Below are 14309 nucleotides of genomic sequence, written 5' to 3' on the forward strand. Positions count from 1 at the left end.
TACGCAGGCACGGGCCCCGGCGTTGGCAGGGCGGCCGGTTTTGACGCGCCCTGCCTGCGCCGCTACTGTCCGCGGTTGTAGAGGCTGATGGCCTGCCGGACGTTATTCTGGGTTTTGCCGCCCAGCACCAGCGGTACAATCATCAGGGGCAGGCTGGCATACACCAGCGGCGAAATGGAGGGGCCGTTGCTATTTGGGTTAAGCGACTGTACCAGCCCGGCCACCAGCAGGCCCCCGGCCGCTACGTAGCTCAGCGTGGTGTAGGTCTGGTACTGGCGGGCCTGCAGCAGCAGGCTGGTCGCGGCCTGGTTGTCGGCGGTGGCCAGGGCCAGGGTGCGCACGTTCAGGTTCTCAATCGGGCCGTTGTCTTTGCTGAAGTACTCGGTTTTGGTGGTGCGGTACATCGGCCCGCCAAAGCCGTAGGGGTAGCCCCCAAACCCGCCGTAGCGGCCATAGCCCCCGAACCCACCCATGCCGTTGCCGGCGTACTGAGTGCTGGTGATGGAGTACAGGCTGATGCGGCCCACCTTGTCGCGGCGCAGCGTCGACTCGCGGGAGGAGCGGCCGGGTAGGGTAGTGCGCACGTAGAAGCCGGTTTCGTCTTCGTAGTAGCGTACCTGGTCCATTTCGAAGCGCTGCTGGCCGTCGAGCAGCACGTAGGGGCGGCCCAGCAGCGGCTGCTTCACCAGCACATCGAAGCCTTTGTAGACCTGCCCGGTTTTCAGGCCCACGCTGTAGCGGGTGGTGGCGGCCGGGGGCAGCGGCGCCTGTTGCGGCTGCGTAGTGGGCGCCGCGGGTGGGGCGGCCAGCTGGCGCGGGGCCGCCGGGCGGGTGGTGTCGGGGGCGGCTACGGGCGCGGCGGCGGCCGGGCGGCTGGTGGGCGGGGCCGGCGGCAGGGTATTCAGCTCACGCGGAGCCTGCTGGGCCTGCACCACGGCGGGCGCGGCCAGCCCCAATCCCAACGACAGCAGCAAGGCAGAACGGAATAGCATACGAAAAGAGCAGAAGGGCGAAGAATAGGGCGCTACAACGAAAACGGCTTCAGAATAAGTACTCAGACAAATAAGTATCAGGTAGGCTATCGACAACCGGCTCTAAGCCAGTAAATCGATACGATGCCAACCACTCCATACCCATGCCGCAGTACTGACTAAACCCGTGCGCAGATGCCGAAAAATAAGTGCCCGGTTTTAGGGGGCGCTACGGCAGCTGCGCCAGCCAGGCCCGGGCGGCGCTTTCGTCCTGAAAGTATTCTGCCTGAAAGGTATCGTTCTGCCCGATATGCAGCAGAATATTCTTCACGGATGTCTGGTTGAAAACATCTTCGCTGGTGATGATGGCCACGGCGCGGTAGCCGGCAGCCAGCGCCTGCGGAAAAAACACTTCTTGAATCCACTGCTGGTCGGCGCGCGGAATCACGCGCATGGTGCGCAGGTCGCTCAGGGATTTGGCCGTGCCGTACTGCTGCTGTAGTTGCAGCAGGGCTTCGTGGGCTTCGCGCAGAGGAGCGCCGGTAGCAAAGCCGTTCCAGACCTGAATCAGGCCGGGGATGGTATCGTCGTAGTAGATGCGGGTGGTATCGTTTTCGAACTTAAGCGTCATGATACTGGATGCTTATTTAGGGCTTACTTGAGCAGCTTTTCCAGCAGGCTCATGCTGTCTACCATGTCGGTGGTGCTTTCAAAGTCCACGGGCTTGAGGATGTAGCCGCTCACGCCCAGGTTTTGGGCATTGAGCCGGTCCACGTCCATACCGGAAGTAGTGGTGATGAACACCGGAATGTCGGCCAGCTCGGGGTTGCGGCGGATTTCGGCCAGGAACTCGTGCCCGTTCATTTTGGGCATGTTCAGGTCCAGCAGAATCACCTCGGGCAGCGGCCGGATGGGCTCCACGCCGTTCTGGCCCAGCAGCAGATCTAAGGCCTCCAGGCCGTTGAAGGCGGTGTACAGCTTGTGCTGCACGCTGAATTTCTCAAATGACTTCTTCACCGTCATGGTGTCAAAGAAATCGTCTTCTACAAGCAGTACGGAGCGCATTGTGGGGTCGTGATGAGGTGGTTTTGGGTGATGAGGTGAAAGGTGATAGGGTGATGATGAAACAGTGATGGGCAGATGAAAGGATGGGAGGATTGGAAATCAGAGCAAGCATATCACTCCATCCCTTCATTACCTCATCACCCAAAATCACCCCATCACCCAAAACCACCTAAAATTACTTCACCGGTTCTTTCGGCCAGGTGAATACAAACGCAGCACCCTGGCCGGCGGCCGACTCGACGTGGATAGTCCCTTTCTGCTCGTCGATAATCTTCTTAACGATGCTCAGGCCGATTCCGGTGCTTTCGGCGGTGTGCCGGTCGCGCAGGGTCTGGAAAATGAGGAAGATCTTCTCGTGGTATTCAGGCGCGATGCCCGGGCCGTCGTCCTGCACCCGAAATTCGTAGCACTTGCCCGCGTCGCGGCAGCCGATGCGGATGGTGCCGGTGGGCTTGTCGTGGTACTTGGCGGCGTTGCTCATCAGGTTGGTGAATACCTGCTGCAGGCTCAGGCGGTCGGTGTGCAGCACCGGCAGCGAGTCGGCCAGCTCCACCCGAAAGCTGAGCGGCACCACCAGTTCCGTGACTTCGCTCACCAGCTGGGCCACGTTCACCTCCTCAATGTGCTGCTCGGTGCGGCCCGCGCGGGCGTAGGCCAGCAGGCCGTTGATGAGGTCTTCGAGGCGGCTGAGGCGGCCCTTCATCATGTCCAGGTACTGGCGCATCTGCTCGCTCAGCTCGCCGTGTAGCTCATCCTCAATCCATTTCACCACCGTCATCACGCCCCGTAGCGGGGCTTTCAGGTCGTGGGAGGCCACGTAGGCGAACTGGTCGAGCTCCAGGTTGCGGTTTTTGAGGGCCGTGAAGTTTTCGTCGAGCGTCTGGGTCATGCGGTTGAGCGAGGTAGCCAGCTTGCCCAGCGTATCGCGCTGTTGGTCATGGCTGATCTTGACGCTAAAGTCGCCCTGCACCACCTGGTTGGCCAGGTTTTCAATGATTTCGATGCGCCGGGCCGTGTCGTCGTTCACGGTCGTCAGCTGCTGCTGCAGGCGCTGATTGGCGCGCAGCTCCCGCGAGATTTTCGAGAACAGCCACAGCACAATCAGCACCGCCAGTACCGCCGACACGACGATGGCCAGCGGGCTGGTGTTTTCGTAGAAATCCTGGTTCTGGCGGCGCTGGTCTAGCAGGGCCGTTTCGTCCACTGTTATTTCATCCAGCAGCCGCCGGATATCGTTCAGCGTGTTTTTGTCGGCCAGCACTAAGTCGCGGGCAGACTCGAGCGAGGCCGGCGCGCGCTGCCACTTGGCGAGCAGAGCCCGCTCGAAGGCAATCAGCTGCCGCAAGCTGTCGAGGCGGTCCTGCTGCGTGGGGTTGTCGCGGGTGAGTAGCAGCAGCGAGTCGAAGTTGCGCAGGGCGGCATCGAGGCTGCCCTGCACCTCATCCAGCCGGGTGGAGTCGTTCAGCAGCAGGTAGTTGCGCACGGCCAGCTGGGCGTCGCGGGTGCGCATGCGCATGTCGGAGGTGTGCTGCATCACCTGGTAGGTATGCTCCACCTGCCGCGTGTAGAAGCTTAGCTGCTGAATGCTGCGGTAGGCCAGCAGCGAGGTGAGCGTGAGCACCAGCAGCGCCACCGTGAAGCCGATAAGAATCTTGGTATTGAGTTGTAGCCTCATCTGCAGGAAAAAGACAAATCGAAAAGTCAGCACGCTTACGCGTGTGCAAGGATAACGGTTGAGGTACGGAAAAGCGCGCCGCCGCTCGCCCCCGGCCCCGTATCTTTGGGGGCCCGCCCACCTGCCGGGCCCGTTTTTCGCTATGCCCGACCTCATTTCCAGCCCTCAGAACCCGCGCATCAAAAACCTGCTGCGCCTCCAGCAAAAGTCGTCGGAGCGGCGCGAGCAGGGCCTCACTATCATCGAAGGTCTGCGCGAGCTCACCATTGCCCGGGCCGCCGGGGTGGCCGTGGCCACGCTGTTTGTGTGCCCCGAGCTGGCCGGCCCGGCCCGCCTGACGGAGCTGCGCGCCCTGGCCGCCGGCACCGCCACCGAGTGGATCGAGGTATCGAAGCCGGTGTTTGAGAAGGTGGCCTACCGGGAGGGCTCCGACGGCGTGCTGGCCCTGGCCCAGCCACCGCGCCACACGCTGGCCGGCCTGCAGCTGCCGGCCGCGCCGCTGCTGCTGGTGCTGGAAGCCGTGGAGAAGCCCGGCAACCTGGGCGCCATCCTGCGCACCGCCGACGCCGCCCGTGCCGACGCCGTCATTATCTGCGACCCGCGCACCGACCTCTACAACCCCAACGCCATCCGCAGCAGCATCGGCTGCATCTTCACGGTGCCCACCGTGGCCACCACCCGGCAGGAGCTGCTGAGCTGGTGCGAGCAGCACGGCATCCGCACCTACGCCGCCGCCCTCACCGACCACGCCCGCCCCTACACCCAGTACGACTTCCGCGGGCCCACCGCCTTCGTGATGGGCACCGAAGCCGACGGCCTCACGCCCGAGCTAATGCAAGCCTGCACCGAAACCATCATCATCCCGATGGGCGGCTACATTGATTCGCTAAACGTGAGCACCGCCACGGCCATCCTCACGTTTGAGGCGGTGCGCCAGCGCGGCTAGACGACGGGCTCGGCGACGGTGCGCCGCCGGCGCCACAGCAGCAGGCCGCCGGCCGCCAGTAGTAGCAACAGGCCCGCCAGCATAGTGCCCACCATCACGCGCAGCGAAACCGGGTAGAGCAGGCTACCGCCCATGAATATGGCCACCCCCAGCCACCACAGTGCCTCTAGGCTCCGCGGCCCGGTGCGCAAGGGCACCGCCCGGATGGTTTCAGGCTGCGCGGGCGGATAGAGCACGTACTTGAGCCGGTGGTAGTCGTGCAGCAGCAACCCCAGGGTTAGAATAAGGAAGCCGCAGACAAGGGATGGAGTACCCCGCCAATCCTCAACTCCCTGCCAGTCCTGAGACCAAGTAAACATAATGATGCCTGCCCATATCGGCACCAGCATCAGGGCTCCCAACAGCGCAAACCGGCCTGTAAGCAGTAACAAACCAATGATCAGCTGCGCTACCCCAATGAATTGGGCGAAAAGCTGCAAGCCATACTTCGCCAGCAAGGTGTGGTTCATCGGTGGCCCCATCAGCCACGGTATCTGGTTGTCGGAGAGCTTGTAGAGGCCGGCGCTCAGCATGAAAGCCCCAAGCAAGAGCCGGACACTTATCAGATATACGCGCCGCAGCCAGCCGCCAGTCCAGAGCGTTAGGGCAACCGCCAGAATGGGCAGCACGACGGTGAGGATATAGAAGAATTCAGGCGCCGGCATAGGATATCGATAAGATGCTTGGCCGCGAATCAACGCATAAAATGCCAGACGCCCCAGCCTCGGATGCAGCACGCAGGCTGCGCGGTGTTATGATGGTTTGCCACCTTTGACCTTTCTTACCTGCCAACCCGCCTCCCTATGGCCATTCAGCACCGCACGTTTCTCATTCATGGCCGCGTCCAGGGCGTTTTCTACCGCCAGAGCACCGTGCAGCAGGCCCGGCAGCTGGGCCTCCACGGCTACGCCCGCAACAACCCCGACGGCACTGTCACCATCGAAGCCGAAGGCCCGGCCGACGCGCTGGATGCCCTGCAGGCTTGGTGCCACCAGGGCCCGCCCGCCGCGCACGTCACTCAGGTAGACGTGGCCGCCGGGCCGGTGCAGCACTATACCGGGTTTGAGGTGCAACGGTAACGCCAGCCCCCGACTTACACGCGGCGCAGCTCCTGCACCTGCACATCCAGCGGCTCGGCGGCGTAGAGCAGCGGCGGGCCCAATGGCGTGGGCAGGCCGTGGCTTTCCACTAGTGTCGAGTCCCACTCCTGCAGCGTGGCTTCCCGCAGCGTCCAGGGCTCGTGCCAAAGGCGGCCGCGCCACAGAGTGCTGCCCAGCACGCCCTGCCGCAGGTCGGCCCCGGCCGTGTACAGGTGGTAGCGCTCCGTAAGAAAGTATTCCAGCGTGCCCGGTTGCGCCAACGGCAGCGCGGCCCCCGGCGTCCAGGTGGCAGCGAAGGAGGCGGGCGCCATGCCTCGGTGGGTGCGCTCGGCCACGGCCCGCAGCGTTCCGGCCGTTTCGGTGAGGCTGATGCGGGCGTGCAGGTAGGGCAGGTGGAACAGCGTGCGCGCCGCCCACACCCCCAGCGGCTGCGTGGCATCCAACGACAGAAACCACACGCCCGGCACGCCGTCGAGGGTGGCGTAGGTGCGCACGTTCAGCTCGTGCAGGGCGCTCAGGCCCGGCACGGCCGGCAGCCCCAGCGGCCGGATGTGGCTCATCGTGAACGGCACCACGCCCAGCCACGCCTGCCCCGCAAACGTGTCCACCTCCAGCCGGGCCGGCAGGCAGGGGCGCAGCAGCTCGGGCGGTACCGGCCAGTGCGCAAACAGCAGGTTGCTCCAGCGCTGCCGCATCAGGTGCAGGCGGCTGCGCATCGGAGTAGGGGAGAAGTCAGAAAGCACGGGAGTAGTTCAGGAGTGAAATGGCAGGCTGCAGTACAACAGATACAGCCTGCATCTGGCCTTTAGGTAACAAAAAAGCGCAGCCATTGGCCGCGCTTGCTACATTATGGTCTGCTGAAAAGCCTAGCCGGCTTGTTTGTACACCACTTTCTCCAGGTTCTCCAGCCGCTGCCGCAACTCCCGTACTTCGGTTTCCTGGCTGGTCTGCGTGGTCTGCGTGGTCTGCGTGGTCTGCACCCGGTCATACCGCTCCGTTTGCCGGTTCATGGCGTCCAGCACGGCCGTGGTCATGTTGTTGAAGGCGCTGATGATTTGCTCATGCTGAACCTGCTGGGTTTGCTGCATCTGCTGCTGCGTTTGCTGCATCTGTTCAAAGCGGTTGTCTATCTGATCCAGCCGCCCGACTACTTTGTCCAGCGTAATCAGGATATCAGCTACTACTTCGGGCAGGTCGCGCTTACTGCGGCTTTCGGAATCCATAATAGATAAAGGTTGGCGGGGGCTCTGCGAATATACGCAATCAGCCCAGCCCCAGGCAGGGCCGGCCACAAAAAAGGGGAGCAGCCATCGGCTGCTCCCCTTTGCAAACTAGCTGACGGGCAGTTAGTCTACTTTCTTGGCCGAGCGCAGGCGCTCGTTTTCGTCGAGCAGAATCTTACGCATCCGGATCGACTTCGGCGTTACCTCCAGGTACTCATCCTTCTGGATGTATTCCATGGCTTCCTCCAGCGAGAACTGACGCTTCGGGATGATCTTGGCGTTGTCGTCGGTGCCCGACGCGCGCATGTTGGTGAGCTTCTTGCCTTTCTGGATGTTGATGGTCAGGTCGTTCGGGCGGGTATGCTCGCCGATAACCTGGCCGGCGTACACCTCTTCGCCTGGATCAACGAAAAACTCGCCACGGTCCTGCATCTTGTCGATGGTGTAGGCGGTACCAACACCGGTGTCCATCGAAATCAGCGAACCAGCAATACGGCCGGGGATTACGCCTTTGTGCGGCTCGTAAGCCGAGAAGCGGTGGTTCATGATGGCCTCACCAGCGGTAGCCGTCAGCACGTTGTTACGCAGGCCGATCAGGCCGCGGGCCGGAATGTTGAACTCTAGGTGCTGCAGGTCGCCTTTCGGCTCCATGATGGTCAGCTCACCTTTGCGCATCGTCACCAGCTCGATTACCTTACCGGCAGTTTCCTCTGGTACGTCCACTACCAGGTGCTCAATCGGCTCCAGACGGTTACCGTTGTCGTCTTCCTGGAACAGCACCTGCGGCTGGCCTACCTGTAGCTCAAACCCTTCGCGACGCATGGTCTCGATGAGTACCGACAAGTGAAGAATGCCGCGGCCGTACACCAGGAACGAGTCCTCACGGTCGGTTTCCTTCACGCGCAGGGCCAGGTTTTTCTCGGTTTCTTTGAACAGACGGTCGCGCAGGTGGCGCGAGGTCACGAACTTGCCTTCCTTGCCGAAGAACGGCGAGTTGTTGATGGTGAACAGCATGTTCATCGTCGGCTCGTCGATGCTGATGGTGGTCAGCCCTTCGGGGTTTTCGGCGTCGGCGAGGGTGTCACCGATGTCGAAGCCTTCGATGCCCGTTACGGCGCAGATTTCGCCCGAGCTAACTTCGGAAACCTTGGTGCGGCCGAGGCCTTCGAACACCTGCAGTTCCTTGATTTTAACTTTCTTGATGGTGCCGTCGCGCTTCACCAGGCTCATGTTGGCGCCTTCCTTCAGCGTACCGCGGTGCACGCGGCCGATGGCGATACGGCCCACGAACGACGAGTAGTCGAGCGAGGTAACCTGCATCTGGGGCGTGCCGTCCAGGGTCGGAGCCGGCGGAATCGAGGCCACCACGGCGTCGAGCAGCGGAATGATGCTGTCGGTTTTAACTTTCCAGTCGGTGCTCATCCAGCCCTGCTTCGAGGAGCCGTACAGCGTCACGAAGTCCAGCTGGTCTTCGGTGGCGCCAAGGTTGAACATCAGGTCGAAAACCTGCTCGTGCACCTCGTCGGGGCGGCAGTTTTCCTTGTCGACTTTGTTCACCACCACGATGGGCTTCAGGCCCAGGTCGATGGCTTTGCCCAGTACGAAGCGGGTCTGGGGCATGGCACCTTCGAAGGCATCGACGAGCAGCAATACGCCGTCGGCCATCTTCAGTACACGCTCCACTTCGCCGCCGAAGTCGGCGTGACCAGGGGTGTCGATGATGTTGATTTTAACGTCTTTGTACCGTACCGATACGTTTTTAGAGACGATGGTGATGCCTCGCTCACGCTCCAGGTCGTTGTTGTCGAGGATCAGGTCGTCGAACTGCTGATGCTCATCGAACAGCTTCGAGGCATGAATGATCTTGTCCACGAGCGTGGTCTTGCCGTGGTCAACGTGGGCAATAATGGCGATGTTCCGGATGTTCTGCATACAAAGGGGTTTCCGGGCGCAAAGGTACGGAATGTTTGTCGCAAATAAATTACAGTAATCAATTGTTAATGAGAGAGGAAGAATCGGGCAAGCCCGGCAGGCCAACTGGCTGTGCTGCTGTGTCTCTACGGCAGCCGTTGCGGAAGATTGCGTCCGGCAAGGCCGAACCCGGGCCCGCTTGCGTATGTTCTAGCTGTAGCCTGCCCAGCGCGGGTTTTTGCTTCCCTCTGCACCCATCTTCTTTTCTCTCTCTTATGCGCTCCTCTTTCCTGATTATGCTGCTGTCGGTGCTGACGCTGAACACGGCCTGTTCCCAGAAAAAAAACACCCGCACCGATGCCAAAATGGACGCCGCCGACTCGCCGCGGACTGCTACGGCCCCTTCCGGCGCGGCTAAAGTGTACCCCAAGCCCAAGCCGATAACCGGTAAGCCCGACGAGTTTCCGGTGCGCAAAACCGACGCCGAGTGGCGCAAGCAGCTCACCAAGGAGCAGTACTACATCCTGCGCGAGCAGGGCACCGAGCGGCCCTTCAACAACCCCTACCACGACAACCACGAGAAGGGCAACTACTACTGCGCCGCCGACCACAATCTGCTGTTCTCGTCGGAAACCAAGTTTGAGAGTGGCACCGGCTGGCCTAGCTTCTGGGCTCCGGCCACCGAAAACAGCCTGAAAGTAACCGCCGACAACAGCCTGGGCATGAGCCGCGACGAGCTGGTGTGCGCCAAGTGCGGCGGACACCTCGGCCACGTCTTCAACGACGGCCCCAAGCCCACCGGCCTGCGCTACTGCATGGATTCCTACGGCATGGTGTTCGAAAAGGCCAAGTAGAGTAGTTTTCAGTTGCTCGTTGTCAGTTGTCAGGCTGTTCGGTCTCTTTTCACTGACAATGTGTAACTGATAACAACCAACCGACAGCTAATTTTGCGTCCGGCCCGCTGGCAATCCAAGCCAGCGGGCCGTTTCGTTTGTTATAGCCCAAAGCTGTGGCTGGGGCGTGTTTTCGCCAGCTACAGAAATTTGTGCCAACCAATCAATCCGCCTAATCCGCGATTCTCATGTCCACTCAAGTTCATTCTGATGCCATTGCCGGCCTGCAGGAGGCCCTTGCCCCGGCCCGGCAGCAGCTGGTAGCCCACGGCGTGTACCAGTCGTTGCACTCGCTCGACGATTTGCGCGTGTTCATGCAGCACCACGTGTTTGCCGTCTGGGATTTTATGTCGCTGCTGAAGGCCCTGCAGCGGGAGCTGACCTGCGTGGAGGTGCCGTGGGTGCCCCGCGGCAACCCCGCCACCCGCCGCCTCATCAACGACATCGTGCTGGAAGAGGAAACCGACGTCGACCCCGAAGGCCGCCCCGCCAGCCACTTCGAGCTGTATTTGCGCTCCATGCGCGAGTGCGGCGCCGACACCGCCCCCATTGAGCGCCTGCTGGCCGCCCTGGCGCAGGGCGCCACCGTAGCCGAGGCCCTGGAAGCAGCCGATGCCCCGGCTTCGGTGCGGGCGTTTGTGCTTGATACGTTCCGCATCATCGAGTCGGGCCAGCCGCACGCCGTGGCTGCCGCCTTCACGTTCGGCCGCGAAGACGTCATCCCGGATATGTTCCGCCACCTCGTGCACGACCTGCGCCAGCGGTTCCCCGGCCAACTCGACACGTTCACCTACTACCTGGACCGCCACATTCAGCTCGACGAGGAAGTGCACACGCCCCTGGCCCAGCAAATGGTACGCGACCTGTGCGCCGACGATGCCACCCGCTGGCAGCAGGCCGAGGAAACGGCCGTGCGCTGCATGCAGGCCCGCGTGGGTCTCTGGGACGGAATCCGGGCGGCGCTGGCGCCGCGCGTGGCCGGGTAATACGGCCCGGGCCAACCCAATAGGGCGGGAAGTCGTTGTTAGGGAAGGCCGCGCCAGCTTCGGGGCGGCCGGCCTTCCTTTCTGTATGAAAACGATTCGTGTTTATCCGCTGTGTGGCCTGTTGCTGCTGGGGGCTTCGGGCCTGCTGAGTTCCTGCTTCACGTCGCAGGAAACCTCCAATGAGGTGGCCCGCCCCACGGCTGCTCCCGCTGAAATCCGCACCGATGCCGACCGCCAGGCGGCCTACAACAGCGGCGGCGGCTACGGCGGCTCCGTGCCCGACGCCACTCCAGGCCGCGTGCAGCTGGGCGAGCAGGCCAGCGGCATCAACTCGCGCAAGCGCCCGGAAAGCCTCAACACCAACGAGGCCAACACCACCTCGCAGGAAACCCGCCTGCGTCGCCTCAACGGCGCTCCGGTCGATACTGTGCGGCGGCCCTAGCTACGCCTCAGGCCTCCCGATAACACACCGGCCCGCTACCTCCTGAGAAGTAGCGGGCCGGTGTGTTATCGGCAAGCAGGTTGGTTAGGCCTCCGTAGTGTCGGCTGTGGTCGGCGTATTGTCTGCGCTGGCAGCGGCGGGCTTGGGCGCGGCGGCGCGAGAGCGGGACGCCGCGGGCCGGGCGGCCGGCTTGGCCGGAGCTGCCTTGGCGGCTGGCGCGGCGGCGGGCTTCGCGGCCGTGGTTTTGGCTGCCGGCTGCTGGCGGGGAGTGGCCGGTTTAGCGGCTGGCTTAGCTGCCGGGCGGGCGGCGGGCTTGGCCGGAGCGGCAGCTGTCGTGGGGTCCGATTCGGTGGAAATGCTGTCGGAGGCGGCGGCGGTACCGTTTTCGTGGTGGCGCACTATCGTGTGCAGAGCCTGCTCAAACAGGTGCTCCATGTCGGCGTCGAGGCGCTGGGTGGCGTCTTTCACCACTTCCTGCAGCTTGGCCTTGGTTTCCTTGCGGATGCGCTTCACCACTTCGCTGATGCGGCCATCCAGCTCTTTCTGCAGTTGCTTGGCGGCCGTTTTCAGGGCTTTCTTCTGCGACGCCTTCTTGCCCGAACGGGAGTCGGAAAGGGCGCTGGCGGTGTTTTTAGCAGCTTTGGCGGCTTTGCGCTGGGCTTTTTCGGCCGGATCTTTTTCCTTTTTCGCCTTCTTGGCAGGTTTCTCCTGATCGGGGTTTTTCATGGCTTGAAAGATTAGGGAGGGGAAGACTAGTGGCCCGTAGTACGCAAAATGCCGCCGTAGGTATCCGAAATATAGAAGGATTAATAGGTAAAGTTGCTGGCCACCCCATTCCGCTGCCTGGCGCCGGCCTTCCCGCAACTAGGCGGCGGAGGCGCGCTGCCGCAGCAGCCTGTGCGCGCCAACCGGCGGCATTCCTCTTTATTCCTCGTTCCTTTGCACTCCCGTTGGCTGCCCGGCCGCGGCTTTCTTTCGATTTAGTTGATTTCTGCCCCCGATATGGCTTCATCTGCCCCTAAGCGCTACACCGTTACGGCCGCGCTGCCCTACGCCAACGGCCCCGTGCACATCGGCCACTTGGCCGGCGTGTACCTGCCCGCCGACATCTACGTGCGCTACCTGCGCGCCCAGCAGCGCGACGTAAAATTCATCTGCGGCTCCGATGAGCACGGCGTGCCCATCACCATCCGGGCCCAGAAGGAAGGCGTCACGCCCCAGCAGGTAGTCGATAAGTACCACGCCATCATCCGCGACTCGTTCCAGGATTTCGGCGTGTCGTTCGATATCTACTCGCGCACGTCCTCTAAAACGCACGCCGAAGTAGCTAGCGGCTTTTTCAAGAAGCTCTACGAGGAAGGCAAGTTCATCGAGCAGACCTCCGAACAGTACTATGACGAGAAAGCCGACCAGTTTCTGGCCGACCGCTACATCGTGGGGACCTGCCCCAACTGCGGCAACGAAAACGCCTATGGCGACCAGTGCGAGAAGTGCGGCACCTCGCTCAGCCCCACCGAGCTGATCAACCCCCGCTCCATGCTCTCGGGCAACCACCCTGTGCTGCGCGAAACCAAGCACTGGTATCTGCCCCTCGACCAGTACGAGCCCTGGCTGCGCGAGTGGATTGTGGAAGGCCACAAGCAGGACTGGAAAGCCAACGTGTACGGCCAGTGTAAATCCTGGATCGACCAGGGCCTGCACCCCCGCGCCGTAACCCGCGACCTGGACTGGGGCGTGCCCGTGCCGGTTGCCGGGGCCGAGGGCAAGGTGCTGTACGTGTGGTTTGATGCGCCCATCGGCTACATCTCGGCCACCAAAGACCTGCTACCCGACACCTGGGAAACCTACTGGAAAGACCCCGAAACCAAGCTGGTGCATTTCATCGGCAAGGACAACATCGTGTTCCACTGCATCATCTTCCCCACGATGCTCAAGGCCCACGGCGACTATATCCTGCCCGATAACGTGCCCGCCAACGAGTTCCTGAACCTGGAAGGCGACAAAATCAGCACGAGCCGCAACTGGGCCGTGTGGCTGCACGAGTACCTGCAGGATTTCCCCGGTCAGGCCGACGTGCTGCGCTACGTGCTCTGCGCCAACGCCCCCGAAACCAAGGACAACGACTTCACCTGGAAAGACTTTCAGGCCCGCAACAACAACGAGCTGGTAGCCAACCTCGGCAACTTCGTGAACCGGGCCGTGGTACTCACCCATAAGTTCTTCGAAGGCAAAGTACCCGCCGCCGTGGGCTTCACCACCGAGGACGAGGATGTGCTGCGCCAGCTGCAGGAATTCCCGGCCCGCATCGGCGAGCTGATTGACAACTACCGCTTCCGCGACGCCCTGAACGAGCTGATGAACCTCTCGCGCCTCGGCAACAAGTACCTGGCCGACCAGGAGCCCTGGAAGCTCATCAAAACCGACGAGGCCCGTACCGGCACCGTGCTGCACGTGTCGCTGCAGCTGGCCGCCGCCATGGTTACACTGCTGGAGCCCTTCCTGCCCGAAGCCGCCGCCCGTCTGGGCCGGATGCTCAACACCGAGAAAGGCACCTGGCCCCAGGCCGGCCGCCCCGACGCGCTGCCCGCCGGCCATCAGCTGGCCGAAGCCGCGCTGCTGTTCACCAAAATCGAGGATGCTACCGTGGAAGCCCAGGTGCAGAAGCTGCTCGACACCAAGAAAGCCAACGAACTGGCCGCCGCCGTAGCCGCCCCCGCGAAAGAGGACGTGAGCTTCGAGCAGTTCCAGCAGATGGATCTGCGCATCGGCACCATCGTGGCCGCCGAGAAGGTCGCCAAAACCAAAAAGCTGCTCAAACTGAGCGTAGACCTCGGTTTCGACGAGCCCCGTACCATCGTGTCGGGCATTGCCGAGCACTTCCTGCCCGAGGCCCTCATTGGCCAGCAGGTGCAGGTGCTGCTCAACCTCGCCCCCCGCGAAATCAAAGGTATCCAGAGCCAGGGCATGCTCCTGATGGCCGAAAACGCTGACGGCGTACTCAGCCTCATGCAGCCCAGCAGCCCCGTGCGCCCTGGTTCGGGCGTGGCGTAGGGTCGCG

15 protein-coding genes are annotated in these 14309 nt (G+C 62.4%); 6 read left to right on the forward strand and 9 right to left on the reverse strand.

All coding sequences use genetic code 11. The features are described from left to right. Positions 1–62 precede the first annotated feature (62 nt). The 4 genes from O9Z63_RS01130 to O9Z63_RS01145 all read right to left on the reverse strand — a co-directional run bounded on the left by O9Z63_RS01130 (position 63) and on the right by O9Z63_RS01145 (position 3711). Positions 63–992, reverse strand: a complete 930-nt coding sequence (locus O9Z63_RS01130) for a hypothetical protein (RefSeq protein ID WP_270127423.1) — start codon at positions 990–992, stop codon at positions 63–65. Positions 993–1200: 208 nt separating this feature from the next. Continuing rightward, positions 1201–1602, reverse strand: coding sequence for an STAS/SEC14 domain-containing protein (locus tag O9Z63_RS01135; RefSeq protein ID WP_270127425.1), 402 nt, complete (start codon positions 1600–1602; stop codon positions 1201–1203). 23 nt (positions 1603–1625) lie between these two features. Continuing rightward, positions 1626–2036, reverse strand: a complete 411-nt coding sequence (locus O9Z63_RS01140; RefSeq protein WP_270127426.1) for a response regulator — start codon at positions 2034–2036, stop codon at positions 1626–1628. Positions 2037–2211: 175 nt separating this feature from the next. Continuing rightward, positions 2212–3711, reverse strand: a complete 1500-nt coding sequence (locus O9Z63_RS01145; RefSeq protein ID WP_270127427.1) for a sensor histidine kinase — start codon at positions 3709–3711, stop codon at positions 2212–2214. A gap of 142 nt (positions 3712–3853) precedes the next feature. Between O9Z63_RS01145 and O9Z63_RS01150 the strand changes: the two genes are divergently transcribed. Then, on the forward strand, positions 3854–4657 hold the full coding sequence (locus O9Z63_RS01150) for a TrmH family RNA methyltransferase (RefSeq protein ID WP_270127428.1): 804 nt from the start codon (positions 3854–3856) through the stop codon (positions 4655–4657). Here the strand turns inward: O9Z63_RS01150 and O9Z63_RS01155 are convergent. After that, positions 4654–5361: a DoxX family membrane protein gene (locus tag O9Z63_RS01155; RefSeq protein ID WP_270127429.1), complete on the reverse strand. Its 708-nt coding sequence runs from the start codon at positions 5359–5361 to the stop codon at positions 4654–4656. The genes O9Z63_RS01150 and O9Z63_RS01155 overlap by 4 nt on opposite strands. Positions 5362–5499: 138 nt before the next feature. Here O9Z63_RS01155 and O9Z63_RS01160 point away from each other — a divergent pair, with 138 nt between their 5' ends. Beyond that, positions 5500–5775, forward strand: coding sequence for an acylphosphatase (locus O9Z63_RS01160; protein ID WP_270127431.1), 276 nt, complete (start codon positions 5500–5502; stop codon positions 5773–5775). 14 nt (positions 5776–5789) lie between these two features. Here the strand turns inward: O9Z63_RS01160 and O9Z63_RS01165 are convergent, their stop codons facing one another. The 3 genes from O9Z63_RS01165 to typA all read right to left on the reverse strand — a co-directional run bounded on the left by O9Z63_RS01165 (position 5790) and on the right by typA (position 8951). Continuing rightward, positions 5790–6539 carry a YqjF family protein gene (locus O9Z63_RS01165; RefSeq protein ID WP_270127432.1) on the reverse strand — a complete coding sequence of 250 codons (750 nt, stop codon included), beginning with the start codon at positions 6537–6539 and terminating at the stop codon, positions 5790–5792. A gap of 123 nt (positions 6540–6662) precedes the next feature. Then, a complete protein-coding gene (locus O9Z63_RS01170) occupies positions 6663–7019 on the reverse strand; it encodes a hypothetical protein (protein WP_270127433.1) in 357 nt (118 codons plus the stop codon). Between the two features lie 123 nt (positions 7020–7142). Next, positions 7143–8951: a translational GTPase TypA gene (typA, locus tag O9Z63_RS01175; protein ID WP_270127434.1), complete on the reverse strand. Its 1809-nt coding sequence runs from the start codon at positions 8949–8951 to the stop codon at positions 7143–7145. A gap of 254 nt (positions 8952–9205) precedes the next feature. Between typA and msrB the strand changes: the two genes are divergently transcribed. The 3 genes from msrB (at position 9206) to O9Z63_RS01190 (ending at position 11251) form a co-directional block, all read left to right on the forward strand. Next, complete coding sequence (gene msrB, locus O9Z63_RS01180; RefSeq protein ID WP_270127435.1) at positions 9206–9784, forward strand: peptide-methionine (R)-S-oxide reductase MsrB; 579 nt, start codon at positions 9206–9208, stop codon at positions 9782–9784. 227 nt (positions 9785–10011) lie between these two features. Next, positions 10012–10809, forward strand: a complete 798-nt coding sequence (locus tag O9Z63_RS01185; RefSeq protein ID WP_270127437.1) for a DUF3050 domain-containing protein — start codon at positions 10012–10014, stop codon at positions 10807–10809. An 85-nt stretch (positions 10810–10894) separates the two neighbouring features. Beyond that, a complete protein-coding gene (locus tag O9Z63_RS01190) occupies positions 10895–11251 on the forward strand; it encodes a hypothetical protein (RefSeq protein WP_156109008.1) in 357 nt (118 codons plus the stop codon). Between the two features lie 84 nt (positions 11252–11335). On the opposite strand, the gene O9Z63_RS01195 is transcribed toward O9Z63_RS01190, so the two are convergent. After that, positions 11336–11977, reverse strand: coding sequence for a hypothetical protein (locus O9Z63_RS01195; protein WP_270127438.1), 642 nt, complete (start codon positions 11975–11977; stop codon positions 11336–11338). A gap of 276 nt (positions 11978–12253) precedes the next feature. Between O9Z63_RS01195 and metG the strand changes: the two genes are divergently transcribed. Beyond that, positions 12254–14302: a methionine--tRNA ligase gene (gene metG, locus O9Z63_RS01200; protein ID WP_270127439.1), complete on the forward strand. Its 2049-nt coding sequence runs from the start codon at positions 12254–12256 to the stop codon at positions 14300–14302. Positions 14303–14309 lie beyond the last annotated feature (7 nt).

This window comes from Hymenobacter yonginensis (assembly GCF_027625995.1).
Classification (GTDB): domain Bacteria; phylum Bacteroidota; class Bacteroidia; order Cytophagales; family Hymenobacteraceae; genus Hymenobacter; species Hymenobacter yonginensis.